The sequence below is a fragment of the Kineosporia sp. R_H_3 genome (assembly GCF_002198675.1).
GTDB lineage: Bacteria > Actinomycetota > Actinomycetes > Actinomycetales > Kineosporiaceae > R-H-3.
The window spans coordinates 1-25,351 of record NZ_MWLL01000209.1; the positions used below are offsets into that span (position 1 = coordinate 1).

A 25,351-nucleotide genomic window follows, 5' to 3' on the forward strand; every position below is an offset into this window, starting at 1 on the left:
CCCCGACCCCTGAGACCGACCCGATCGCGACCGACGACGCGGTCCGGGCCGTTCCGAGCGAGGCATCACCCGAACGGCCGACCCCACCCGATGCGCCACCACCAACTGGTTCGCCTGCTGAATCACGTTGCGCAGCAACCGATGCACCGTGCGTCGAATCTGACTCCGAGCGAGTGGGATTCCACCAAACCTGTCACGTGACCGTCGTTCGCCCACATACGATCCTCAACGACGTCGGAGCTGTTCCCCCCGTGCGGCTCCGACGTAGAGGGTCCGGTCGCAGCCCCCCGTCGCGACCGGACCCTCGCCGTTTGGCGGACGGCAACTGTTCACCAGATGATCATCGTTGACCATTCAATGGACAGTGCCTCCGCCCCCGGGCGGGCTCACCCCGCGTCCGCCCGGCGGTCCTCGGCCGGCTGGTCGTCGGCCCGGCCGACGAACTCCCGGACCACCTCCACGAACCGCTCCGGCTGGTCCAGGTGAGGGAAGTGCCCGGCGTTCTCCAGGACGACGAGCCGCGCGTCCGGCATGAGCGCCACGGCGTCCTGCGCGTGCGACAGCGGGATCATCCGGTCCTTGTCGCCCCACACGACGAGCGTCGGCACGTGCAGCCGGGGCAGCAGCTCCGCCGCGGACAGCCGCTGGCCGTCGTACCCGACCACCGCCCGGATCGTCGCGAGGAACGCGCGCCGCCCGTCGCCGTCCGCCAGCTGCTCGAAGCCGTGCCAGGCCTCCGCGACGTCCGTGCTCCCCTTGACCCCGACGAACGCCAGCGCGCGGGCCAGCTTGTCGCCCTGCCGCCGGGCGAACCCGGACGCGACGAGCGGCAGCACGAGCTCGGCGCCCGGCAGCGTCGGCGCGCGCAGCAGCACGTTGACCTCACGGCCGAGCCCGCCGCTGGCGACGAGCACCAGCCGGTCGACCCGGTCCGGGAACAGGTAGGTGAACTCCAGTGCGATGCCCCCGCCCAGGGAGTGGCCGACGAGGGTGACCCGGGTCAGCCCGAGGCTGTCGAGCAGGTCCCGGACGACGGCGGCGTGGCCGGCGAGGGAGTAGTCGCCGGCGGGCTTGGCGGACATCCCGTGGCCGAAGAGGTCGGGCGCGAGGACGAAGTGGTCCTGCGACATCTCCGCCGCGAGCCGGGCCCAGACCCGGGTCGACCCGAGCACACCGTGCAGGAAGACGATCGGCGGGCCGTCCCCGGCGTGGACGTAGTGGAGGTCGTGCCCGTTGAGCCGCCGGCGGGCCGACTGCAGCCTGTGCGTCATCGCTGGCCTCCGTCCGGTCCCGGCGTGCCAGGACGACTCGACGTTACCCAGGAGTAGCCCCCGGTGCGGAGTACGAAGGTCACCCTCCGGCCGAACGGTGCCGCCTGCGCGCGCCGGGCCCCGGTGCGGCAGGATCTGGCCCATGTCCGACACCCCGGCGTCCCCGCCGCAGCCCGGTTCCTGGCTCCCCGCGTGGGAGCGCCGCTTCCGCGCACCACGGGTCGGGCTGCCGGACTGGGCGGACGACGCACCCGACCGCTGCGCCGTCGTCGCGACGTCCGGCGGGGTCGTCGAGGTGCACTCGTGGGACCGCTCGACCGGCACCCTCACCCAGCTCACGAGCCGCAAGGAGGGCACGGTCCACGCCGCGATCGAGCCCGACGGCTCGGCGGTGTGGTGGTTCGACGACGCCGCCGGTGACGAGTTCGGGGTGTGGCGCCGGCAGCCGTTCGGCAGCGCGCCCGGCGAGGGCGTCGAGGACGCCACCGGCCTGCCGCCCGCGTACTCCGCCGGGCTGGCGATCGGCCGCGGCGGGCTGCGGGTCGTCGGCAGCGCGGACGACGACTACGGCACCCGGATCCACGTGATCCGCCCGGGCGAGCCGGCCCGCCTGCTCTACGAGCACGCCGAGGACGCCGGGGTCGGCGACCTCAGCGAGGACGGCACCCTCGTCGCGATCGTCCACAGCGAGCACGGCGACTCGCGCCACCCGGCCGTCCGCGTCGTCCGCGTCGACGGCGACACCTTCGGCGAGACCGTCGCCGAGCTCTGGGACGGCGAGGGCAAGGGGCTCGACGTCGAGGCCTTCGCCCCGGTCCTCGGCGACACGAGGCTCCTGCTCGGCCACGAGCGCCGCGGCCGGGCCGAGCTGCTCGTCTGGGACGTCGCGACCGGCGCGCAGACCCCGCTCGACCTCGGCCTGCCCGGCGACGTCTCCGGGGCGGACTGGTTCCCGGACGGCTCCGCCCTGCTCGTCGCGATGGACCACGAGGCACGGACCCGGCTCTACCGCGTCGACCTCGCCCCGCTCACCACCGGCGGCGCCCTGCAGCCGCTGCCCGTCGGGCGGCCCGACGGCAGCGTCGGCTCGGCGACCGTCCGGCCCGACGAGGACGTCTGGAGCACGTGGTCGTCGGCCGCGGAGCCGCCCGGCGTCCGGGACCTCGCAGGCTTCCCGGTCATCAGCGCCCCCGGTGACCCCGCCCCGCCGTCCGTCCCCGTCGAGGACGTCTGGGTCGAGGGCAAGGGCGGCCGGATCCACGCCCTGCTGCGCCGTCCCGCGGCGGACGACGGCACGCCGCTGCCGGGGCCGCTCCCGCTCGTCGTCGAGGTCCACGGCGGCCCGACCCATCACGACGCCGACGCGTTCCGGGCCTACGCGAGCGCCTGGGTCGACCACGGCTACGCGATCGTCCAGGTGAACTACCGCGGCTCGACCGGCTACGGCTCGGCCTGGCGGGACGCCCTCGACGCCGAGGTCGGTCACGTCGAGCTCGAGGACGTCGTCGCCGTCCGGGACCACCTCGTCGCCACCGGGGTCGCCGACGGAGCGCGCGTCGTCCTCGCCGGGGCGTCGTGGGGCGGGTACCTCACGCTGCTCGGGCTGGGCCTCTACCCGGACCGCTGGGCGCTCGGGCTCGCGGGGGTCCCGGTCGCGGACTACGTCGCCGCGTACGAGGACGAGATGGAGGGTCTCAAGGCCTTCGACCGGTCGCTCTTCGGCGGCTCGCCCGACGAGGTGCCGGAGAAGTACCGGCACTCCAGCCCGCTGACCTACGTGGACGCCGTCCGCGCACCGGTGCTGATCCTCGCCGGCGAGAACGACCCGCGCTGCCCGATCCGGCAGATCGAGAACTACGTCGCGGCGCTGCAGGAGCGCGGGACGACGCACGAGGTCTACCGGTACGACGCGGGCCACGGCTCGCTCGTCGACGACGAGCGGGTCCGGCAGACCCGCGTCGAGCTCGACTTCGCGGCGAGGTACCTGCCGCCGACCTGACCGCCGGGAGCCGCGGCCGGGACACCGCCGGGCCGCGCTACGGTCCAGGGATGAGCAGCGGACCGGCCGCGTCCCGCGACGACCCGGACGTCGACACCGACGTCGTCGTGCTGGGCGGCGGCAGCGCGGGGGCCGTCGTCGCGGCCCGGCTGGCCGAGCGGGGCGTGGACGTCGTCCTGGTCGAGGCGGGCCCGGACTACGGGCCCCTGTCCGGGGGCCGCTGGCCGGCCGAGATCCTCGGCGCGGCCATGCTCGCGACCACGCACGACTGGGGGTACGGATCCGGCCCCGTCCCCGGCAGGGCACCGTGGACGTTCGAGCGGGCGCGGATCATCGGCGGCTGCTCGGCCCACAACGGCGCGATCGCGGCTGTCGGTCACCGGTCGGACTACGACGCCTGGGGGCTCCCGCTGTGGCGCACCGACGTGCTGCGCCCGACCTTCGCCGCCGTCCTGGACCGGATGCGCGTGCGCACCTACACCCGCCAGGAGGCCGGCCCGTTCCACGCCCGCTGCCTGGAGGCGGCGGTCAGCGCCGGCTGGTCGGTGGACACCGCGACGTTCGCCGGCGACCTGTGCGACCTGGACGCCGGTGACGGCTTCGGGCTCGAGAGCGTCAACGTCGCCGACGGGGTCCGGTGGAACACGGCCTTCGCCTACCTGGACCCGGTGCGCTCCGGCACCGGGCTGCGGATCCTCGACGAGACGCTCGTCGACCGGCTCGACGTCGCACCGTCGCACGTCGTCGTCCACGCACGTCGGGGCAGCGCGCCGGTCCGGGTGAGCGCACAGACCGCGGTCCTGGCCGGCGGTGTCTACGGCACCCCGGCGATCCTGCAGCGCTCCGGCATCGGCGACCCGGCGGACCTGCGCGCCGCCGGCATCGCGCCGACGCACGATCTCCCGGCGGTCGGGCGGCACCTGCACGACCACCCGATGGTCAACGCGGGGCGCGCGCTCGGCCCGGCGATGCGCGAGTGGCTCGACGACGCGGCCCGCGCCGGGTTCGTCCCCGAAGAACAGACGCTCGGCAAGGCACGCTCGTCGCTGTCCGCCGACGGGGTCTACGACCTGCACGTGTTCCCGGTCTGCGCGTCGACCCAGACCCAGCTGACCCAGGGACGCGCCCTCGTCGAGGTCGCCTGCATGACCCCGCGCAGCCGCGGACGCCTGCACGTCGTCGGCCCGGATCCCCTGGTGGCGCCCCGGATCGACCACGGCTACCTGACCGACGCCGACGGGCACGACCTCGCGGTGCTGCGGGACGGGCTGCGGCTCGCCGAGACGCTGCTGGACCAACCGGCCCTGAGCGGCGCCCTCGTCCGCGAGGGGCCGCGCGACCTCGGCGACGCCGCGCTGCGCCGCGACGTCCAGCACTACTACCACCCGGTGGGCACCGCACGGATGGGCACCGACCCGGCGACGTCGGTGTGCGACGAGCGCGGCCGCGTGCACGGCCTCGAGCGACTCGTCGTGGCCGACGCGTCGGTGATGCCGACCGTCCCCCGTGCCAACACGAACATCCCGACGATCGTCGTCGCCGAGCGGATCGCCACGATGCTGTCGGCAGGGCTGACGGCGCCTTCGTGATCACGGCGCGACCGCGCCGTGACCGCCGCCGCCTACCCTCCCGGTATGGCGACCGGGACGGACGGCGGCGCCGGCGCGGCGCAGGCCCCGCCGGAGGCCGACCTGTGGGTCGACGCCGCCGGTGTGTGGTGGCCGCGGCGGTCCCCGGACGGCGCCCGCCCGTTCCTGCGCAGCAGCTCCCAGCGGGTGCTCGGCCGCGTGCTCGTCGGGATCGGCATCGCCGCCCTGTGCCTGTCACCGGTGCTGCTCGTCATCGGCTTCCTCTCGGTGTACGAGGCCGGCATGGCCGGCACCCCGCCGGCCCCGTGGTGGTCCGTCTGGGTCCTGTACGCCTTCTGGGCCAGCATCCCCACCGGCGCCGTCCTCTGGCCGCTCGGTGCCTGGATCAGCTGGCGGACCCGTATGCCACGCACCCGCAGCGGCGGCCTCGAGTGGGTCTGGACCGCCCCCGCCACCTGGCCGCCGGCCGAGGAGGGCTGGACGCCGCCGCCGGGCTGGGCGCCCGACCCCGGTTGGGGCGCCCCGCCGCCGGGGTGGCGGGGCTGGTCGGTCCGGGAGGCCGTCCCGGGCCGCAGGGGCTCCTGGGCAGGACGACGCCCCGGCGGCGCCGCAGGGGCCGTCGCGGCCCGTCCCACGGTCACCCTGGTCCCCGACCCCTCCGGCCAGGACTGGGTGCACGACGGCGCCCTCTTCTGGCCCGTCCGGTCGGTCGACGGCCAGCGCCGCTTCGACGGCCGCCGGTGGCGGATGGCCCCGGCGGCGCGTGCGCACGTCGCCTTCTGGGTCGTCTGGCTGTGCGCCGCCGTCCTCGTGCTGCAGGTCCTCCCGTTCGTCCTGCTGCGCCGGTCGGTGTCCGCGGCCGTGGAGGCCGGCGGGGTCGGCGTGACGTCCTCGCCGACCGTCCTGGACCGGTTCCCCGGTCTGTTCCACGGCGTCGTCCTCGCCGGTCTCATCGGGCTCGGCCTGGCTCTGACGGCGGCGGGCCGGCCGCCGTTCGGCCCCGTCGGAGGCAGGGCCTGGACGTGGACGCCGCCACCGGGCTGGCCGGTGCCGCCGGCCGGCTTCCGCCCCTGGCCGGGCTGGCGGCCCGACCCCCGCTGGCCGGCCCCGCCCGTCGAGTGGCGCGGGTGGACGCTCGGGCCGGCAGAGAGCCGGCGCAGCCGCTCAGGCGGTGCGGCGTAGGTCCTGCGCGAGGTCGAGCACCTCGTGGACGACGGGCCGCAGCGGCCGCAGCCGGGAGAGCCGCACGAGCCGGTCGACGAGCGGGACGGCGCGGCGCGCGAGGTCGACGGTGCGGCGCTGGTTCTCGCTGCGGTCGTGCACCCAGAAGAGCACGAGCCCCATGTGCGCCAGCCACAGCAGCTCGGGGAGCTCGACCATGAGGCGCTCGTCCGCCTTGAGGTCGCTGCCGCGCACGACCTGGGCCATGAGCTCGACGGACGCCTCCCGGGCCGCGGCGCTCTCCGCGCTGAACGGCGAGAGCGGGCTCTCCGGCTGGGACGCGACGGAGAAGAACTTGCCCGCGAACGGGTGGTACGGCCGGGCGACGTCGACGAAGGCCTCGACCGTGGCGAGGAGCCGGTAGGCGAAGACCGTGGCCCCGGCGAGCCGGACCTCGGCCTCCTCCCGGTGCAGCACCTGGACCCGGTCGTAGAAGCCCTGGACCAGGTGCTCCTTGGAGTCGAAGTAGTAGTAGGCGCTGCCCAGGCTCACGCCCGCCTCGGCCGCGACGGCACGCATCGTCGTCCGCTCGTACCCGCGCTCCTCGAACAGCCGCAGGGCCGCCTCGACGATCCGCTGCCGGGTCTGGTCGCCGCGGGCGGTGGCCGACCCGGCCGGGGCGTCGTCGGCGGCCTCGGGGGCGACGCGGTCCTCCGGCACGATGCTCACGCTAGCCCGCAGTCCGGCGGGCGCGGGGTCCGGGTCGTCATCGCCGCCACGGAGAGGACGACGGCCCGCGCGCGCGGGCGCCATGCGGGCTCGGCGAGCCGCTCCGACAGGCCGCGGAACCGGGCCGTGGCCCACAGGCACATGATCCAGGCGGACTCCGCCGTCCAGACGTCACCCCGCTCGGAGACGACGGTGACCTCCTGGGCGGTCCGGTCGTGGTCGAGGAACGGGAAGGCACGCCAAGCCTCGGCCGACCGCATCGGGACGAAGACGAGGGGGACGAGCAGCTCACGGCGCTCCAGCCAGCCCCGCACCCAGCGGCACAGCGGGCAGCCGTCGTCGTACAGCACGGTCAGCCAGCGCGCGGCCGGCACCGCGGACCCGAGAGCCCCCTCCGCTCCCGGGGCCGACGGCACCGGCTGCGCCCCGGGAGCCACCCCGGAGCCTGACGTCCCTGTCGGAGACGTCTCTTCCATCGCTGCAGCGACCTGCATTGTTACACCCCGCTCATGGTTGGCTACCTAAAGTTGATGGATTTCGCCGGCAGCCCACGGGACAGGTCGGCACAGAGCAGGTCAGGCCGGACGGGCGACCGGCGCGGGACCGCCCGGCACGGGGTACCCGGGGACCGGCGTCCAGGTGGCCGGCGGGACCGGCGGGACCGGACTGCGCTCGGCGAGCCGGCGGCGGCGCACCCGGGAGAGCACGAGGACGTTGCCGAGGTGGAGCACCCCCAGCACGAGCAGTACGCCGCCCACTTTCGTCGAGAGCAGCTCGACGGCGGTGCGCGCGGTGCCGACGCCGTCCGACGTCCGCAGGGCGAACGCGACGTACCCGAGGTTGAGCAGGTAGAACCCGATGACGAGGAGCCGGTTGACCGCCCGGGCCAGGTCCTCGTGCCCGTCGAAGACGTCGAGGAGGAACACCTCCCCGTAGCGCTGCAGGGTCCGGGCGACCCACACGACGAGTGCCACCCCGATGACGGCGTACCCGAGGTACGCCCAGACGACCGGGCTCATGACGGACCTCCCCCGCCCGGCGCCGACGGCCCGGGCCTCGTGACGACGGGCACCCCGGCGGGATGCCCGGAGCTGCCGGCAGCGCGCCGGCCGCGGGACCACCAGGCCCCGAGCAGCCGCACGAGCAGGACGTTGACCACGGCGACGCCCGCGAAGAGCAGGACGAACAGCGTCGTGACCGGCCACATCGGGCGGTCCGCACCGGTCTGCGCGAGGTCCCAGACGGACGCCCCGAGCACGTACACGACCGGGAGCAGCGGGACGAGCGCCGGCAGCAGGAGCAGGAGCATGACCCCTTCCGGGAACCAGGTCAGCACCTGGCCCGGGTCGTGGAACGATGCCGCGGCGAGCACCGCGACCACCCCGACGTAGACCGTCGCGGCTGCTCTCCCAGGACCGGTCATGGCCCCTCCTCCGTTTGAACACGTTCAGTTGAACGTGTTCAGGACGAAGGTAGACCTAGTCCTGAACATGTTCAAGACCTAATCGCCGGCGTCGCCCGACCGGCTAGGGTCGCCGGGTGCAGCACCCGCGCGCCTGGCTCGTCGACGTCTACGACACCGTGCTCAGCGTCGACTTCGCTGCGGTTGTCCGGGAGGGCGCCCGGCGGGTCGGCGTCGACGCGCTGCGGTTCATGGCTGCGACGCGCGTCGAGGACGACGGCGCGATGGTCTCGCCGACCGGCATGGCGGACGCCGTCCCGAGGATCCTGCGTCGGTGCGGCGTCGACCCGGCCCACGGGCTCGCCGAGAGCCTCCTTGCGGCGTACCCGGCGCTCATGCGGGAGCACTGCACCGTGCACGAGGACGCCGTCGACTTCCTGCACCGGCTGCGCGCCGCCGGGTCGCCGACGGCCTTCGTCAGCAACTGCGCCGAGGATACCCGCCCACTGCTCGCCGACCTGGGCCTCGACCGCCTCGTCGACGTCCTCGTCCTGTCGTGCGAGGTGCGCGCCGCCAAGCCGGCCCCGGCGATCTACGCCCACGCGCTCGCGCTGCTCGACGTCCCCGCGGAGCGTGCGGTGATGCTCGATGACCGGGTGTCCTACTGCCAGGGGGCACTGGACGCCGGCCTGTCCGCCGTCCGCATCGTCCGACCGGCCGCCGGCCCCGGCGGGGCACCCGACCCGGCGCACCCGCAGATGGCCGGGCACCCGGCGCACCTGCCCGTCGTCGCGACCTTCGCGGCGCTGCAGCCCTGAGCGGCGCTGCGCCCTGAGGTGGGTCGCCTGGGTGGAGCCGGCACCGGCGCTTCGCGTCGAGCGCAGTGCCGGCCGGGCAGCGGGGACCTCGGACAGGCCGCGGGGCCTCGGAGGCCCGAGCGGAGGCGGTCAGGCCGCGGACCGGGGACGATCCCCGACATCCCGCTGTGGGCGATCGTCCCCAGTGCGGCGCCGACCGAGGGAGGGCCGAGGGTGGGCCACCCGGTGATGGCCGGGTTGCTCACTGGTGACGCCCTCACTCGTGAGGGCAGAGCAAAGCGCCGCCCCGGAGCACCCCACGGGCCGGGGACGCGGCCGTCGGGGGGCGCGGCCGTCGGGGACAGCGGTCGGGGCGGCGGGTGGCTCTTCCGACCCGACAACGCGCCTCAACGGACGCAAGGCGGGCCGGCACCCACCAGGGGTACCGGCCCGCGAAGCGTCGCCGCAGCGATCAGGCCTCGTCGGCCCCGTCGTCGTCGCGGTCCGCCGGGCCGCGCCCCGTGAGCTCGGCCGCGACGAGCTCGGCGATCTGCGCGGTGTTGAGCGCCGCCCCCTTGCGGAGGTTGTCGCCGCACACGAACAGGTCGAGCGTGTTCGGGAAGTCGAGCGCCTGGCGGATCCGGCCGACGAACGTCGGGTCCGAGCCGACGACGTCCGCCGGAGTGGGGAACTCGGCGTTCGCCGGGTCGTCCACGACGACGACGCTCGGCGCCTCGACGAGCGCGCGGCGTGCGTCGTCGACGCTGATCGGCTTCTGGAACGTCGCGTGGACGGCGAGCGAGTGGGTCGTCACGACCGGCACCCGGACGCACGTCGCGGAGACCTTGAGGTCGGGGATCCCGAGGATCTTGCGCGACTCGTTGCGGACCTTGAGCTCCTCGCTGCTCCAGCCGCCGTCCTTGAGCGAGCCCGCCCAGGGGACGACGTTGAGCGCCAGCGGCGCCGGGAACGGCGAGGGGCCGTCGCCGAGCTTGTCGGCGATCGCCTGCCGGACGTCGCCCGTCGCGGAGCCGAGCGAGCGGTCCGCGGCCACGACCTCGAGCTCGTCGTGGAGCCGGTCGACGCCGGGCTGGCCGGCGCCGGACGCCGCCTGGTACGACGCGACGACGAGCTCGGTGAGGCCCCACTGCGAGTGCAGGGCGCCGAGGGCGTCCATCATCGTCAGCGTCGTGCAGTTCGGGTTGCTGATGATGCCCTTGGGCCGGTTGCGGATCGCGGCCGGGTTGACCTCGGGGACGACGAGCGGGACGTCGGGGTCCATCCGGAACGCGCCGGAGTTGTCGACGACGACCGCGCCGCGGGACGCCGCGACCGGCCCCCACTCGGCGGAGATCTCGTCGGGCACGTCGAACATCGCGACGTCCACGCCGTCGAAGACCTCGGGCGCCAGGGCGACGACCTCGACCTCCTCGCCGCGCACCGTGAGCCGCTTGCCCGCCGAGCGGGCCGACGCGACGAGACGGATCTCGCCCCAGACGTCCTCGCGCGTCGACAGGATCCCGAGCATCACGGTGCCGACGGCGCCGGTCGCGCCGACGACGGCGAGCGTGGGCTTGCGGCCCTGGATCCTGGTGGTCTGCTGCTGGTCGGTCATCGACCGGTCCCTCCGTAGACGACGGCCTCGACCTGCTCGCTGTCGAGTCCGAACGCGGTGTGGACGGCGCGCACGGCCGTGTCGACGTCCTCCGCACGGGTCACGACGGAGATCCGGATCTCCGACGTGCTGATCATCTCGATGTTTACGCCGGTCGCCGCGAGCGCCGCGAAGAAGCGGGCCGAGACGCCGGGGTGGCTGCGCATGCCGGCCCCGATGAGCGAGACCTTGCCGATCTGGTCGTCGTACTGCAGCGAGTCGAAGCCGACGTCGGCCTTGGCCTTCTCGAGCGCCTTGATCGCCGTCTTGCCGTCGGTCTTCGGCAGCGTGAACGACACGTCCGTGAGGCCGGTGGCGGCCGCGGACACGTTCTGCACGATCATGTCCAGGTTGATCTCGGCGGCCGCGAGGGCCTCGAAGATCGCCGCCGCCTTGCCCGGCTTGTCGGGCACGCCGACGACGGTGATCTTGGCCTCGCTGCGGTCGTGCGCGACGCCCGAGATGATCGCCTGCTCCATCTGCTCTCCCTGCTCGTCGGCGCCACGGACGCCGGAGTTCGTGGACCGCTGGGCCGTCGCGAGCGTGGCCGGGTCGGCCGTCACCCAGGTGCCCGTCTTCGTGCTGAAGGACGACCGCACGTGGACCGTCACGCCGTACCGCCGGGCGTACTCGACGCAGCGCAGGTGGAGGACCTTCGCGCCGGACGCCGCCATCTCGAGCATCTCCTCGTAGGAGATCGCGTCGATCTTGCGCGCCGTCGGCACGATCCGCGGGTCGGCGGTGAAGACGCCGTCGACGTCGGTGTAGATCTCGCAGACGTCCGCGCCCATCGCCGCGGCGAGCGCGACGGCGGTCGTGTCGGAGGCGCCGCGGCCGAGCGTCGTGATGTCCTTCGTGCTCTGGCTGACGCCCTGGAAGCCGGCGATGATCGCGATGTCGCCCTCGGCGAGCGCGGAGGTGATCCGGCTCGGGGTGATGTCGATGATCCGCGCGTCGCCGTGCTGCTCGGTCGTGATGACGCCGGCCTGGCTGCCGGTGAAGGACCGGGCCTGCACCCCGAGCTGCATCGTCGCCATCGCGAGCAGGGCCGCGCTCATCCGCTCGCCGGCCGTGAGGAGCATGTCGAGCTCGCGCGGCGGCGGCGTCGGCGTCACCTGGCCGGCGAGGTCCAGCAGGTCGTCCGTCGTGTCGCCCATCGCGGAGACGATGACGACGACGTCGTTGCCCGCCTTCTTCGTGTCGACGACGCGGCGGGCGACGCGCTTGATGCCGTCGGCGTCCGCGACGGAGGATCCCCCGTACTTCTGCACGACAAGGGCCACGACCGCTCTCCTGGTTGCTGGTGGGTGCTGGCGACGGGTGCCGGCGGGCTCACCGGTCCAGGGGCCGAGTCTATCGACCCGGCCACGGCGCTCCCCCGCCCGTCCGGCGTGCAAGACCTCCGCCGCACGAGCACCCGGGCGCAGGATGTGGAGTTCTCGTGCAACCTCACCGGTGACCTTTGCGTCCCTGGGTCGGCGGCACCGGAGAACTGACAGCATGATCCGTGGCCGCGAGTCACCCGTACGGGTGACGGCCACGTCCGGGCGGGGAGCCGCGGACGACGTCGAGTGGGGGTTGTCGCATGACGGATCCGACCGTCCCGCGCGCCGGAATCACGGCCCGCGGTGTTCGGCGCACGTTCGGTGACGTCGTCGCCGTCGACCACATCGACCTCGACGCCCCGCCGGGCAAGGTCACCGCGCTCGTCGGCCCGAACGGCTCGGGCAAGACGACCCTGCTGCTCGTCCTCGCGTCGCTGCTCGTGCCCGACGCCGGCCAGGTGAGCATCGCCGGCTTCGACCCGGTGACCGAGCCCCGCGCCGTCCGCGCCCGGACCGGCTGGATGCCCGACGTCTTCGGCACGTGGGAGTCCCTGACCTGCCGCGAGGTGCTGCTCACCGTGGGCGACGCGTTCGCCCTGCCCCGCGCGGCCGCCGCGGCCCGGGTCGACCACCTGCTCGAGCTGGTGCACCTCGCGGACCTGCGGGACCGCCCGACGCAGGTCCTCTCCCGCGGGCAGAAGCAGCGCCTGGGCCTCGCCCGGGCGCTCGTCCACGACCCGGACGTCGTCCTGCTCGACGAGCCGGCGTCCGGCCTCGACCCGCGCTCGCGGATCGAGCTGCGCGGCATCGTCCGCGGGCTCGCCGCCGAGGGCCGGACCGTGCTCGTGTCGAGCCACGTGCTCGCCGAGCTCGACGAGATGGCCGACCGGGCCGTCATCGTCGCGCGCGGCCGCACCGTGGCCGTCGAGGAGGTCGCCGCCGCCGCGCAGGCCCGCCGCACGTGGCGGGTCCGGGCGCTCGACCTCGGCGTCCTGCTCGCCGCCCTCGACGCCCGCCGGACGCCGCACCCGCCGCCGGACCGCGACGGTGTCGAGGTCGAGCTCGGCTCCGACGTCGAGGCCGCCGAGCTGCTCGCGGCCCTCGTCCGCGACGGCGTCCCCGTCGTCGAGCTCGCGCCGGCCTCCGGCGTCCTGGAGCAGGCCTACCTCGCCCTCACGGAGGACCGGCGATGAGCGACGACTCCCTCACCTCGGCCGCCGCGCCCGGGCCGGACGACGCGGCCCCCGGCCGTGCGCCCGCCGGCACCGGTGTCCTGCTCGCCGAGCGCCCGATGCCGGGCGGCTCCGGCAGCGGCACCTGGTCCCTCGGCTGGACCGGCGTGCGCACCGTCGCCGTTCTCGAGCTGCGGCAACGGATCCGCTCGACCCGCTGGACCGCCGTCCTCGCGCTGTGGACCGGCGTCCTCGCCCTGCTGACGATCCTCGTCCGCTGGGCCGTGCACCGGATCTACGACGAGAGCTTCGACGGCGCGGGCCTCGCACCGGGCGCCGACGAGGCCGCGGCCCGGCTCGCGGACCAGGTCGCCGGCCGGCTCACGTTCGGGATCATCGTCTTCCTCGTGCTCTCCCTCGCCGGTCTCGTCTCGCCCGCGCTCTCGGCGACGAGCATCAACGGCGACCGGCAGGCCGGCGTCCTCGCGACGCTGCAGACGACGCTGCTCAGCCCCGCGCAGATCGTCGTCGGCAAGCTCCTCGCGGCCTGGGCCACCGGCCTCGCGCTGCTCGCGGCCGCCGTCCCGTTCATCGGCTGGATCTACCTCGACGGCGGCACGCCGTTCGGCCGGCTCGTCGTCGTGCTCGCCGTGCTCGCCCTGACGATCCTCGTCGTCTGCGCGATCGGCCTCGGCTGGTCGGCGATCACCGCGCGGACGTCGTCCAGCGCCGTCCTCACGTACCTCACCGTCGCGTTCCTCGGGCCGGGCCTGCCGCTGCTCTTCGCGCTGTCGGTGCCGCTCGTCACGGAGAACAGGTCGGTCGCGGTGCGCCAGCAGCTCTACACCGCCGAGGGTGCACCGACCGGGTGCCAGGTGGTGCAGGAGGAGCGGACCATCACCTACACCAACCGTTCCTGGTGGCTGCTCGCCGCCTCGCCCTACGTCGTCGTCGCGGACGCATCGCCGAAGCCGTTGTCCGCCGAGGGGTCCGACGACCCGATGTCGGTGATCCGGGACGCCGTCCGCGAGGCGCGGCTCGGCCCGCGGTTCCCGCTCGAGGAGTGCTACGGGGACCTTGCGCGTTCGCAGCAGTTCGACGACGAGCGCCGGGCGCAGCGCGCGTCCCTCGGCGTGACGTGGCCCTACGGCCTCGCCGCGGACCTCGCCCTCGGCGGCCTGTTCGTCGTCGTCGCGGTCCGCCGGCTGCGCACCCCGACCCGTCGCCTCCCCACCGGCACCCGGGTCGCCTGATCGGCGGTCCCCGTCGGCCGGTCACCGGGGACTCGGTGGCCGGCGACGAGAACCGCCGATCAACGGCTCAGATCCGGAAGAACAGGTTGAGGAACCGCTCAGCGGTGGCGAAGTCGCCGCGCACGGTTCCGGTGTTGTAGCGGCCGAACGTCGTCAGCACGTACGACCCGGCGTCGAACTCGAGGACCGCGGGCAGGTCGTCGAGGCTGCCCGCCTCGTACGTGAACCCGTCCGGGCCGGCGGTCATCCGCCACTCGACCGCGTTGCGGCCGCTGACCCGGACGCCGACCGTGATCGGCTCGGTGACCGTGCCGGGCTTGACGGTGTTCTGCCAGATGATCGGCATGAACGGCACGAGCAGGTCGGCGGCGTCGCCGTCGAAGGCGTGGCAGCCACCGGCTCCCTGGCGGATGTCCCACGTGTGCACGCCGTAGTCCATGAGCTGTCCCGCGGCGTAGATGAACGCCGGCACGGGGCCCATGTACGAGTGCGTGACGATGAGGCCGCCCCACTCCTCCTCGGTGAGCGCGTCGAGCAGCGCCGTCATCTCGTCGAGGTCCTTGCGCAGGCGCGCCATGAGCTCCGCCTGCGGGATGTCGTGGAGCGCCTCGGCGCCGGCGTTGGCGAGCTCGGCCATCGCGAGCAGGCCGTGCGGGTCCGGCGCCTGCTCACCGCGCCGGGCCAGGTCGAACGACCGGAAGTAGCCCTCGGTGGTGTCGACGATGTGGGCGATGACGTCCTTGACGGCCCAGCCCTCGCAGGCGGTCGGCGCGTCCCAGGCGCCGGGCCGTTCCGCGAGCGCGAACATCACCTCGGCCTGTTCCCGGACCACCCGCAGGATCGTCGGCTTGCCCGCGTAGGTCATGGCGTTCCACTCACTCATGGCTGCACTCCTTCGTGTGCCAGGTCGTGCCCGGATCGGTCCACTGGTCCATGTCCGCCGCGGCGGGCGCGGGGACGCCGGGAGCTAGTCCTCCCGGTCGAGCTGCTTGCCGGCGAAGTAGAGCAGCGGGTCCGACAGCAGCTCGATCTGGATGCCGTCGGGGTCCTTGAAGTACATCGACTCCGGGATGCCCTGCGCCGGGCCGAAGTACTCGATGCCGGCCGCGTCGAGCTTGCCCTGCAGGTACTCCCAGTTCGACCGCTCGACGGAGATCGCGATGTGCTGGACCGACCCGATCGACTCGACCCCGGGCTGCAGACCGAGACCGGGGAAGTCGAAGAAGCCGAGCAGCGTCGCGTTGCCCAGGTCGAAGAAGAAGTGCGACGACCCGGGGTAGTCACGGTTCTCGGTGAGCTCCACGAGCGGGAACTCGAGCAGGCCCTGGTAGAACGCGATCGTCTGCTCGACGTCGGAGCAGATGAGCGCTGCGTGGTGGATGCCGCGGGCCCGCGACGCCGGGCGCTGCGCCACCGGGACGACGTACTTCGCCTTGAGGTCCTCGCGACGGGAACGGATCGCGACGAGCTCCTCGTCGGTGGGCGGCATGACCCCTCCTCGGGTAGTTGAAATGCGTACTAATTTGGGAGTGTCACCACTGTACGACGGAGGGCGCCCGCTGGCGAGACAGGTGGGCCCGTCGTCCCGCCGTGATCACGTGCCGGAAACAGGGCTCCGGCAGACTGGTCCGGTGACCGACCTGCTCGCCCTCGCCGACGGCCTCCCCACCCGCACCGTGCCCGCGGGCGAGGTCCTCATGGCCGAGGGTTCCGGCCCCGGGCCGATGTACGTCCTCGTGTCGGGCGCCGCGGCGATCGAGCGGGACGGCGTCGCCTTCGCCCGGGTCCTGCACCCCGGCGCGGTGTTCGGCGAGATGTCCGTCGTCCTCGACCGGCCCGCGACGGCGACCGTCCGCGCGCAGACCGACCTCGTCGTCCACGAGATCACCGATCCGCAGGCGTTCTTCCGCGAGCGACCGGACGCGGCGCTCGCCGTGCTGCGGATGACGGCCGAGCGGCTCGACGGCATGGCGCGCTACCTCGTCGACGTCAAGGCGCAGTTCGCGCAGGCGAGCGGCCACCTCGGGATGGTCGACCAGATCCTCGACGTGCTCGTCCACCACCAGGCGCCGGCCGGGCGCACCGGGTCGGTCCGCGACCCCGAGGGCGACCACCAGCACTGAGCCGCCGGGCGCCCTTACAGAGCGACCGAGCCGGACTCGTAGACGCCGAACCAGTCCGCGGTCCCGGCGTCCAGGTCGAGCGTGATGTGCGCCGGCACCGGGCCGACCTGCTTGCCCGCGTTGAAGACCCACGTGTCGCCGACCCGGGCGTGCCACGAGCCGCCCTCGACCCACGGCGCCTGGTGGATGTGCCCGCAGAGGACGACGTCCGGCCGGTGCTCCTCGATCCAGCCCGCGAGGTCGTGGTCGGGGAACTCGCGGCGGCCGTCCCGGCAGAGCACGGTGCCGGCGGGCGGGGAGTGGTAGAGCCACACCCACCGCTCCGGCCGGTCGACGGCGGCAGCGGCCAGCTGGTCGGCGACGGCCTGCCGGGTCACCGGGCCGTCCCACCAGGGGCAGACCGTGAACCGGGTGCCGCCGACGTCCACCGAGGCGCCGTCGACGTGCAGCCCGTCGGCGGCCGCGCCGCGCAGCCACGACGCGCCCTGCTCTCCGTGCTCGCCCGGGCCGTCGAGGTCGTGGTTGCCGGACGACGCGAGCACCCGGGTGCGGCCGGCGAGGTCGCGCAGGTACCGGTCGAGGACGACGGTCTGCACCGGGTGCGGGACGGCGCTCGCGACGTCGGCGAGGTCCCCGACGATGGCCAGCGCGTCGTGGTCGGCGGCGACCCGGGTCAGCCAGTCGTAGTGCGGCAGCCGGTAGTGCAGGTCCGACACCGCGAGGATCCTCATCCGGTGATCCTGTCAGGCCCCTTCGAGGGCCGAGAGCTGAACCGTGAGCCGGCGCAGCCGGCTCGACAGGCTCAGCGCGATCGCCCGGTAGAGCGCGAGCGCGACCTCGGGGTCCTCGGCGGAGAGCTCGGCGAACGCCGCGCCCGACAGGTGGTGGCACAGCGTCGGGTCGTCGGCGACGATCCGGGTCGAGCGCGGGCTGCCGTCCATGAGGGCGAGCTCGCCGAACGACGAGCCGGAGCCCATGGTCGCCAGCCGGCGCCGGCCGAAGACGCCCTCCCCGCGCGAGCGGACGTCGGCGCTCACCTGTCCGGCGGCGACGAAGTACATGCCGTCCGCCGGTGCCCCCTCGTCGAAGACGACCGTGCCGCCGGGGAAGAGCTGGGTCGTCGTGCGCCGCTCGATCCGCTCGACGACGTCCGCGGGCAGCCCGAGGAGCAGGTCCTGGCCCGCGAGCGGGACGAGCGCCTCGGGGAGCCCGCCCTCGATGCCGTGCGTGGCGAGCAGCAGGCCCTCGGCCCACTCGAGGGCCTGGTCGACGGCCTGCACCCGGTGGTCGGCCGCGACCCCGGCGACAGCACGGCGGGCCTCGACGGCGAGCGGCTGGACGAGGGCGACGGCGACGCCGTCCGACCGCAGCTGGGCCACGAGCCCGGTGAGGAGCGCGACCGTCGCGGTGTCGACGCGGGTGACGCGGCGCAGGTCGAGGATCCGCCAGCGGGCCGGCGCGGAGTCCTCGAGGACGGCCCGGACGAGCTGCTCCGCGGTCGCGAAGACCTGGTCGCCACCGACCTCGTGGACGGCGATCTGGCTGCCCTCGGCGTCGAGCAGGGCCCGCTCGGCGGCGATCCGCAGCCGGTGCGACCGCGCCGCGTCGCCCCGGTAGGACCGGCGCACACCGGTCGGCACCCGGCTGCCGGCGTGGAGCAGGTGAAGGCCGAAGTGCTCCGAGAGCTCCTCGCACGCGGCGATGCCCCGGACGCTGTTGCCGTTGCGGTCGAGCATCGGGCTGCGGACCCCGATGCCGAGCTGGCCCGGCAGGACCGCCGCGATGTCACCGCTCACGCCGCTCTTCGCCGGCAGGCCGACCCGGTAGAGCCACTCGCCGGCGTAGTCGTACATGCCGCACGTCGACATCACGGTGAGGACCCGGCCGACGACGTCCCGCGGCACGACCTGGACCCCGGTGACCGGGTTGACGCCGCCGCCCGCGAGGGTCGCGGCCATGACGGCGAGGTCGCGGGCCGTGACGAGCACCGAGCACTGCCGGAAGTAGACGTCGAGGACGTCGTCCACGTCGGGTGCGAGCAGCCCCACGGTGCGGGCGAAGTAGGCGATGGCCCGGTTGCGGTCGCCGGTCTCCTTCTCGGACGTGAAGACCGCCTCGTCGACCTCGAGCGGCCGGCCGGCGAACGCCGAGAGGCCGCCGAGGACGCGCTCGAACTGCTCGGCCCGGGTCGCCCCGGCGACGAGCGACGTCGTGACGATCGCGCCGGCGTTGACCATCGGGTTGTACGGCCGGCTCGTCGTCTCGTCGAGGCTGATCGAGTTGAACGGGTCACCGGTCGGTTCGACACCGACGTGGCGCAGCACCTCCTCGACGCCCCGGTCGGCGAGCGCGAGCGCGTACGCGAACGGCTTGCTCACGGACTGGATCGTGAAGGGCGTCGACGGGCCGACCTCGTAGACCCGGCCGTCCATCGTCGCGACGGCGAGGCCGAAGTCGTCCGGGTCGGCGAGCGCGAGCTGCGGGATGTACGTGGCGATCTCGCCGTCGCGCCGTTCGAGGAGGCGGGCGTGCAGGTCGGCCAGCAGGGCGTCGAGAGGGCTCACGGGATCCTCACCGTGGTCGCGGCCACGTTGTTCGTGAGCCTGGGATCGGGCACCGCGGAGGCCGTCGCGACGGCCACGCCGCCGGTCGCGGCCCGCGTCGTGGACGCCTTGAGCGTCACCGTGTACGTCACGCTGCCGCCGACCGGCAGGCCCGCGGCCGTCCACGTCCAGACCCCCTTGACGAGGGTGCCGCCGGGCGCCGAGACGACGGTGAGCGGCGCCCCGACGGTGAGCCCCGTGACGACCTTCGCGGCGGTGTTCGGACCGGCGTTCGTCACGGTGACGGTCGTCGTGAACGTCGACCCGCGGGCGGCCGACGCGGGGGCGGTGACCCTCGCGGCGAGGTCGGCCCGGGCGTTCGCGAGCGAGACGACGGACGCCCGGAACGTCACCTGCACCGGTGGCGCCGCGGCGTCGGCGGTCGCGGTGACGACGACCGGGCCCGCGGTCGTCCCCGCGACGAGGGCCGGTGACGTCGCGAGCCCGCCGGGGCCGGTCGTCACCGTGACCGACCTCGTCGTCCCGGTGCCGGACGTCGCGAAGGCGGCGCCGCCCGACGTGACCGCGAACGTCACGGGGGTGCCGGCGAGCGGCGCGCCGGCGGCGTCGAGGACCTTGGCCACCAGCGGCTTGTCGAACGGCTGGCCGGCGGTGCCGACCTGGCCGTCACCGCTCACGACGGTCGCGCTGCGCGGTCCCGACACCGCGGTGAGGACGCCCGGTGCGGTCGCGCTCGAGCCGGCGTAGACCGGGTCCGCCAGGGACGTCGTCGAGCCGTCCGGGAGCGTGACCGGGCCGCCGAACGCCGCCGCCACCGTGTAGGTGCCGGCGGGCAGCGTGACGTCGCCGAGCGCGACCTTCCCGTCGACGTCGGTGATCCGGCTCGCCGCGGCGACGACGGACCCGCCGGAGCCGGTCACCGCGAGGTAGACGGTGTGCGCCCGCACGGGGAGCCCGCCCGCGGTGAGGGTCGCGGTGACACCGCTCGGTGACGCGACGCCCGCCGGGACGACGACGGGGCCGCCGGAGAGCGTCAGCGTGGTCGGCACCTTCGTCACCGTCACGCCGCGGACGGCGCTCGTCGACGCGGCGGCACCGGTGCCCCCGGGGTCGCCGTCGAACGCCGCCTGCACGTCGACCGGGCCCGGGGCGTCGACGACGGGCAGCGTCGCGGTCGCGACGCCGTCCGCGCCGGTGCGTGCGGTGGCGGACGCCGTCCCGAGGGTGAACCGGACCGTGCGGTCCGCGAGCGGCCCGGACGCGTCGGCCAGGGTCGCCGAGACGTCCGCCGTCGTGCCGTACCGCACCCCGCTCGGGGTCGCACCGAGGGTGAGCGTCGTCGGGGTCTGCGCGGCCGTCGCGGCGGTCACCGGGTCGGTCGCCCCCGGTGTCCAGAACCGGCCGCCGTTGTCGTCGGCCGAGACGAGGCCGACGCCGTTGACCGCCTGCACGAGGAACCGGACGTCACCGGCCGACTGGCCGGTCGGCAGGTCGACGACCCCGCGCCAGAGCGTCGTGTCGACCGTGTCCTGGGTGAGGTCGACCGAGGCCCACGTGCCGTGGAACGGGCTGCCCGGCACCCCGGTGTACGTCACCCAGACCTTCTGGACACCGGCCGACGGGTCGCCGACGACGTGGACCGCGACCGGCACCGAGGTGGCCCCGGCGGTCGCCGGCGCGTCGACGCCGCTCATCGTGGGCGGTGCCGCGAGCGCGGGGGTGTTGCCGCCGTACGTCGCGATGTTGTTGCTGTAGAACAGCTCGAAGTCGAGCGCGGAGTAGCGGCGCTGCGTCGTCGTCGACGACCCGGGCGCGTCGCTGCGGTACTGGGCGGGCGTCACCGCGAGCCGGGTCCGGCCGTCCTGCGGGTCGGCGACGGCACCGAACCAGTTGCCGGTCGCCAGCCGCGAGGGGTAGAAGGCGGACGATGTGAAGGGCGCGTGGACGGCGTTCGTCTCGGTCGTCGCGGCACCGGTGAGCGGCAGCACGCCGTCGGTGTCGGCGTACGTGCCGCCGCGCCAGCCGATGCCGCGCAGCGTCGTCCCGGGGACGGTGACGTCGGCACGGACGAGCGGCAGCGCCGGCTCCGCCGGGTTCGTCACCACACCGTCGGGGCCGGACAGGTACGTCGCGGTGACGCTGCCGCCGTCCGTGCTCGTCAGGGTGCGCGAGGTCGGGGTGAGCGCGACCGGGTCGAGCGCGAGCGCTCCGCTGCGCAGGCCGAGCGTCGCGCCGGGGGTGCCGGCCGGCACGTCGGTCACCGCGACGGTCGAGGCGGTCGCCGGGGCCGGCACCCGGTTCGGGAGGTCGACGCCGAGCATCGGCAGGCCGAAGAGGGTCGACTCCAGCAGCGCCTTGGTGTGGATGCCGCGCAGCGACGGGGTGTCCGCGAGGTACTGCTGCTTCGCCGCGAGCAGCGCGGCGCCGACGGGCACGGCGGCCGGGTCGGCACCTGTGCCGTAGTGCAGCTGTTGCATGAAGCCGGCATAGAGCCGCTCGCTGTACTCGAGGAAGTCCGTGTCGCCGTACTGGTAGCCGGTGCCGGCGACGAGGGTGGCGCCCTGCTGCGCGAAGGCTTGCGCCCAGTCGAGCCCCAGGGTGAGGCCGGGGACGCCGTCCGCGTCGAGCAGGTTGTAGCCGGAGTGGCAGCCCGCGCTGACGACGAGGGTGTTACGGAACAGGTCCGGCCGCGCCGTGGCGGCCGTCGCGACCTCGGTGGTGACGACGGACGTCGAGTAGTCCGCGGCGAGTGCGCTGTTCGCGCTGAAATGGCCTGCCAGGTAGGTGATGTCGTGCTTGCGGGTGAACAGCGTGGCCCGCAGGTCGTCGGCCGTCCAGGAGGTCGTCCGGCTCGGGACGCCGCCGACCGTCGTCGTGCTCGGCGGGACGCCGGAGTCGGTCACGAGGGCCTCGTTGCCGGTGCCGCCGATCCCCGCACGCAGGGTCGTGGAGACGGCGTCGGCGGCGTCGGTGAGGAAGTCGTAGCCGGTGACGAGGGAACTGGCCGGGGTGATGACCCTGGTGCCGGACGTCGTCGACGCCGGGTCGGCGCCGACGTAGCCGCGGACCGTGGCGGAGATCTCCGGGGCAGTCTCGACGAGCCGACCGACGGCGACGTCCGGCACCGGGAGCTCGGCTCCCTTGACGGAGACGTCGACGCGCGCGCCGTAGGCGTCCTGGGAGAGGAAGGTGTTGCGGCGCAACGAGGCCTGCGAGGCCGTGTCGTCCGCGACCGGCGGCACGTAACCGCTCTCCGGGCCGAGGCCGGCGGCGTCCGGGTAGCGGACGAACGGCACCACGCCGTCGCCGCCGGCGAGCACGACGTACTTCAGGGACCCCGGTGACCCGTCGGCGGCGCGGTAGCCGTTGACGATCTCGCGGGCGGCCGCGGCGACGAGGTTCTTGGCGTACGGGCAGTCCTTGACGCCGTCCGCCTGGGCGTTGAGGGCCACGACGCGCGGGGAGAGGGCGAGGTCGACGACGACGCCGTCCGTCGCGGTGGCGAGCCGGCCGAGGTCGGCCATGAGGTCGGCGACCTGCTGCGCCGTCCCGGGCACGCGCGCGGAGTCGGTGAGGACGACGGTCTGCGCGGGGCCGGCGGGGTAGCTGCCGAGGGCGTCGGCGGCGAAGCCGGAGAGCGTCGTCGAGCAGGCCCCACCCGTCGTCGTCCCGACGAGCCGGAACGGCGCGGGCGAGGAGGCACCGCTGCGGCCGATGACGCGGACGTAGAAGTACCCGGTGTTGTCCCAGGTGGCCGACGCGACCGACTCGTCGGCGAGGCCGTCACGGGCCGAGACGGCGACGAGGCTGCGGGTCTGGGCGCTCGACCACGCGTCGGAGAAGACGCTCGGGCTGAACACGCTGGGGCTGAACACGCTGGGCGAGAACACGCTCGGCGAGAACACCGACGGGCTGAACACCGACGGCGAGAACACGCTCGGGCTGAAGACGCTCGGCGAGAACACGCTCGGGGAGAAGACGCTGGGGGCGAAGGCGTCACCGGCGAACTCGGCGGAGAGCGTGTCGAGGTCGGACGGCACGAGGAGCTTCGTGAACGCCTGGCCGATGTCCTTGTAGAGGGTGACGTCGTAGTCGGCGGGCAGGTCGGTGACGTCGACGCGGACCCGGGCGTCGGGCTGCACGGGGATCCGGTACCAGCGGGCCTCCCCCGGTGCGCGCAGGGCGCCGGTGACCTCGGTGCCGCTCGTCAGCGTGAGCGCCGTCGGCCACGTCGTGTTGTCCGGCTGGCCGTCGCCCGCCGCGCGCCCGACCCAGGCCGGGGTGTCGGCGGAGTCGGCGGGGAGCAGGTCGGCGGTGACGGTGAGCGGGGCGCCGCCCTCGTCGGTGCCCGGGAGGCGGCCGGCCGTCGTCCCGCCGGTGCCCTCGTCGAAGGCGAAGGTGACGACGTTCGTCGCCGTCGTGCCGCGCCCGGCGAGCACCTCGACGGCGTCGATGTCGCCGCCGAAGCCGGACACGCCGTCGTCGGCGAAGAGCCGGCCGACGACGAGCGCGGCGCCCTCGTCGGGCTGCAGGGCGTCGGCGGGCATGCCCCAGGTGCGGGTCGTCGTGACCCCGTCGACGGTGACGGACGCCGAGGTGCCCGTGTAGACACCCTCGAGGTGCGCCCAGGCACCGGCCGGGAGCGCGGCCGGCGCGCAGACCCGGCGCAGCTCGGTCGTCGGCTCGGCCTCCTCCTCGCTGTCGGCGAGGACGACCGCGAGCACGGAGAGGCAGGGCCGGCCGTCGTCGACGAGCAGGCTCCAGCCCTCCCGCGGCGCCGCGCCCGGGCCGTCGGAGGCCGGCCGGCTGACGACGCCGCGGACGCCGGTGCCGCCGTCCCACCGGACGTCGGCGGCGAGCGTGAGGTCCCGGGTGAGGGTCGCCGTCCCCGGCACCGTGGCGACGACGCGCGCGGCCGTCGTCCCGCCGGCGAAGCGCAGGGCGAGGTCCGGGGCGAAGGTCAGGGACCGGCAGACGACGGAGAAGAAGTCGAGCCCGTCGCCGGAGCGGCCGGTCGCCCCGGTCATGACGCTGCCCGCGGGGCACAGCTGCGCCGGTCGGCCGCCGCCGCCGGCGCCGCCGACCCGGGAGGTCGCCTCCGCCGCGCCGAGCGTGCCCGTCGCCGGGTCGAGCGGTGCGCACAGGAGCGTGATCGCGTCGACGAGGGCACCGGCGGTGCCCGTCGCGCCGACGGCCAGCGAGCCCGCCGGGCAGGTCGCCGTGGAGACGCGGTCAGTCGTCGGGCCGTACCCGGGCCCGTCGAACGCCGTCCCGACCGCTGCCGCGCCGCCGTCCAGCACCGCCGGGGCGCAGCGGAAGGTGATGCCGTTGAGCCAGTCCCGGCCCTGGTCCGGCTCGTCGTTCTGGTAGCCCGTGATCGAGGTGACGGCGTAGTCCCCGCACGAGGCCTCGGCCGGTGCACCGCCGAAGGGGTTGCCCCAGCCGGCGAGGGCCTCGGCCCGCCCGAGCCGCGGCTCGGCGAGGCCCGTCACGGCCGCGGCCGGCGGCGCCGACACCGCGGAGGGCAGGCCGGGCAGCACCGGCAGCCCGGCCACGACGAGCCCGCTGACGATCCCGACGACGAGCGCGCGCATCCTGCCCACGGCCCCGACTCCCACTGCCCCGCGCGGCCCGACCCGGGACACGCGCTCCTCAGATCACCCGGTGGACACCCGGCGACCAGGGCAGGGCGGGACCCGTGCGCGAGCCCGCCAGCCCGTATCGGCCGCGCCCGCCCCCGAGCGGTCGCACGTCACGCAGCCTGCTCCGATGGTCACCGACATCCGGGCACGCTGTCCGTCGGTTCGATGACAGAAACCCGTGCCATCAGTTACGACTTCGTTTCCCCGGTTACGGCCAGATGTCGCCCGCCCGGTGCGTACCCCCTCGCCCTGTTTGCTCTGCCCTCAGTTGTGAGGGTGGTGAGGGTGGCGGGCAGGTCGCACGGGGTGTTTGCTCTGCCATCAGCAGCGAGCCAAGCCGGCTGCTCCCGGGCCTTGCTCTGCCATCAGAAGCGAGCCAGGGCCGCCGTGACCGGGCGGCCGCCGACCACAGCGCAACCACAAGTGCCGTTCCGGCGCACGAAGGCCCCTGGACGGGGACTTCTGGTTGCGTCGTGGCTCGGCGGACGGCGCCACGGCTTCGTCGTTGCTCGGCGACACGCTGGGTCGGCGCCGGTGTGTCGTCGGGTGACGTCGATGCTGTGGCGCGGTGCGACGGCGTGGTCCTGATCGGGCAGAGGAGGGCTCGCTGTCGACGCCGGCGGGGCCGCACCCTCACAAGCGAGGGCAGAGCAAGCACCCTCACAAGCGA

The 25,351-nt window shown here is 74.6% G+C and carries 19 protein-coding genes; 7 read left to right on the top strand and 12 right to left on the bottom strand.

The window, feature by feature from the left end:
* Positions 1-386: 386 nt before the first annotated feature.
* Positions 387-1,271, bottom strand: a complete 885-nt coding sequence (locus tag ECOMGDLI_RS26295; protein ID WP_088319806.1) for an alpha/beta fold hydrolase — start codon at positions 1,269-1,271, stop codon at positions 387-389.
* A gap of 142 nt (positions 1,272-1,413) precedes the next feature.
* On the opposite strand from ECOMGDLI_RS26295, the gene ECOMGDLI_RS26300 reads away from it, so the two are divergent.
* The 3 genes from ECOMGDLI_RS26300 to ECOMGDLI_RS35535 are packed head-to-tail and all read left to right on the top strand — an operon-like array spanning position 1,414 to position 6,041.
* The gene (locus tag ECOMGDLI_RS26300) at positions 1,414-3,270 is read left to right on the top strand and encodes a prolyl oligopeptidase family serine peptidase (protein WP_088319807.1); all 1,857 of its coding nucleotides are present in this window, start codon (positions 1,414-1,416) and stop codon (positions 3,268-3,270) included.
* A gap of 50 nt (positions 3,271-3,320) precedes the next feature.
* Entirely contained in the window at positions 3,321-4,859 is a 1,539-nt protein-coding gene (locus ECOMGDLI_RS26305; RefSeq protein WP_088319808.1) for a GMC family oxidoreductase, read from the top strand.
* Between the two features lie 45 nt (positions 4,860-4,904).
* A complete protein-coding gene (locus ECOMGDLI_RS35535; protein ID WP_088319809.1) occupies positions 4,905-6,041 on the top strand; it encodes a hypothetical protein in 1,137 nt (378 codons plus the stop codon).
* On the opposite strand, the gene ECOMGDLI_RS26315 is transcribed toward ECOMGDLI_RS35535, so the two are convergent.
* The 4 genes from ECOMGDLI_RS26315 to ECOMGDLI_RS26330 all read right to left on the bottom strand — a co-directional run bounded on the left by ECOMGDLI_RS26315 (position 6,024) and on the right by ECOMGDLI_RS26330 (position 8,172).
* Positions 6,024-6,740: a TetR/AcrR family transcriptional regulator gene (locus tag ECOMGDLI_RS26315; protein ID WP_198955198.1), complete on the bottom strand. Its 717-nt coding sequence runs from the start codon at positions 6,738-6,740 to the stop codon at positions 6,024-6,026. The two genes, ECOMGDLI_RS35535 and ECOMGDLI_RS26315, sit on opposite strands and share 18 nt — an antisense overlap.
* Positions 6,741-6,745: 5 nt before the next feature.
* Positions 6,746-7,123: a DCC1-like thiol-disulfide oxidoreductase family protein gene (locus tag ECOMGDLI_RS26320; RefSeq protein WP_158221166.1), complete on the bottom strand. Its 378-nt coding sequence runs from the start codon at positions 7,121-7,123 to the stop codon at positions 6,746-6,748.
* A gap of 201 nt (positions 7,124-7,324) precedes the next feature.
* A complete protein-coding gene (locus ECOMGDLI_RS26325; protein WP_088319812.1) occupies positions 7,325-7,768 on the bottom strand; it encodes a hypothetical protein in 444 nt (147 codons plus the stop codon).
* The gene (locus ECOMGDLI_RS26330; RefSeq protein ID WP_143447951.1) at positions 7,765-8,172 is read right to left on the bottom strand and encodes a hypothetical protein; all 408 of its coding nucleotides are present in this window, start codon (positions 8,170-8,172) and stop codon (positions 7,765-7,767) included. Before ECOMGDLI_RS26330 ends, ECOMGDLI_RS26325 begins: the two co-directional genes overlap by 4 nt.
* A gap of 116 nt (positions 8,173-8,288) precedes the next feature.
* On the opposite strand from ECOMGDLI_RS26330, the gene ECOMGDLI_RS26335 reads away from it, so the two are divergent.
* Positions 8,289-8,969, top strand: a complete 681-nt coding sequence (locus tag ECOMGDLI_RS26335; protein WP_198955199.1) for an HAD family hydrolase — start codon at positions 8,289-8,291, stop codon at positions 8,967-8,969.
* A 451-nt stretch (positions 8,970-9,420) separates the two neighbouring features.
* On the opposite strand, the gene ECOMGDLI_RS26340 is transcribed toward ECOMGDLI_RS26335, so the two are convergent.
* Complete coding sequence (locus tag ECOMGDLI_RS26340; protein WP_198955200.1) at positions 9,421-10,563, bottom strand: aspartate-semialdehyde dehydrogenase; 1,143 nt, start codon at positions 10,561-10,563, stop codon at positions 9,421-9,423.
* Entirely contained in the window at positions 10,560-11,885 is a 1,326-nt protein-coding gene (locus ECOMGDLI_RS26345) for an aspartate kinase (protein WP_088319814.1), read from the bottom strand. Before ECOMGDLI_RS26345 ends, ECOMGDLI_RS26340 begins: the two co-directional genes overlap by 4 nt.
* Before the next feature lie 302 nt (positions 11,886-12,187).
* On the opposite strand from ECOMGDLI_RS26345, the gene ECOMGDLI_RS26350 reads away from it, so the two are divergent.
* Together ECOMGDLI_RS26350 and ECOMGDLI_RS26355 are read left to right on the top strand one after the other, a co-directional pair.
* Positions 12,188-13,120 (top strand): ABC transporter ATP-binding protein, encoded by a 933-nt coding sequence (locus ECOMGDLI_RS26350; RefSeq protein ID WP_088319815.1) that lies wholly within the window; start codon positions 12,188-12,190, stop codon positions 13,118-13,120.
* The gene (locus tag ECOMGDLI_RS26355; protein WP_088319816.1) at positions 13,117-14,352 is read left to right on the top strand and encodes an ABC transporter permease; all 1,236 of its coding nucleotides are present in this window, start codon (positions 13,117-13,119) and stop codon (positions 14,350-14,352) included. The genes ECOMGDLI_RS26350 and ECOMGDLI_RS26355 overlap by 4 nt, the downstream gene beginning before the upstream one ends.
* A gap of 67 nt (positions 14,353-14,419) precedes the next feature.
* On the opposite strand, the gene ECOMGDLI_RS26360 is transcribed toward ECOMGDLI_RS26355, so the two are convergent.
* Together ECOMGDLI_RS26360 and ECOMGDLI_RS26365 are read right to left on the bottom strand one after the other, a co-directional pair.
* Positions 14,420-15,235: a maleylpyruvate isomerase family mycothiol-dependent enzyme gene (locus ECOMGDLI_RS26360; RefSeq protein ID WP_143447952.1), complete on the bottom strand. Its 816-nt coding sequence runs from the start codon at positions 15,233-15,235 to the stop codon at positions 14,420-14,422.
* An 84-nt stretch (positions 15,236-15,319) separates the two neighbouring features.
* Entirely contained in the window at positions 15,320-15,841 is a 522-nt protein-coding gene (locus ECOMGDLI_RS26365) for a VOC family protein (RefSeq protein ID WP_088319818.1), read from the bottom strand.
* A gap of 142 nt (positions 15,842-15,983) precedes the next feature.
* Between ECOMGDLI_RS26365 and ECOMGDLI_RS26370 the strand changes: the two genes are divergently transcribed.
* Positions 15,984-16,475: a Crp/Fnr family transcriptional regulator gene (locus ECOMGDLI_RS26370; protein ID WP_158221167.1), complete on the top strand. Its 492-nt coding sequence runs from the start codon at positions 15,984-15,986 to the stop codon at positions 16,473-16,475.
* 14 nt (positions 16,476-16,489) lie between these two features.
* On the opposite strand, the gene ECOMGDLI_RS26375 is transcribed toward ECOMGDLI_RS26370, so the two are convergent.
* The 3 genes from ECOMGDLI_RS26375 to ECOMGDLI_RS26385 are packed head-to-tail and all read right to left on the bottom strand — an operon-like array spanning position 16,490 to position 24,633.
* Entirely contained in the window at positions 16,490-17,206 is a 717-nt protein-coding gene (locus tag ECOMGDLI_RS26375; RefSeq protein WP_088319820.1) for a metallophosphoesterase, read from the bottom strand.
* A gap of 12 nt (positions 17,207-17,218) precedes the next feature.
* The gene (gene glsA, locus ECOMGDLI_RS26380; RefSeq protein WP_088319821.1) at positions 17,219-19,039 is read right to left on the bottom strand and encodes a glutaminase A; all 1,821 of its coding nucleotides are present in this window, start codon (positions 19,037-19,039) and stop codon (positions 17,219-17,221) included.
* A complete protein-coding gene (locus ECOMGDLI_RS26385) occupies positions 19,036-24,633 on the bottom strand; it encodes a LamG-like jellyroll fold domain-containing protein (protein ID WP_088319822.1) in 5,598 nt (1,865 codons plus the stop codon). The genes glsA and ECOMGDLI_RS26385 overlap by 4 nt, the downstream gene beginning before the upstream one ends.
* Between the last annotated feature and the right edge of the window lie 718 nt (positions 24,634-25,351).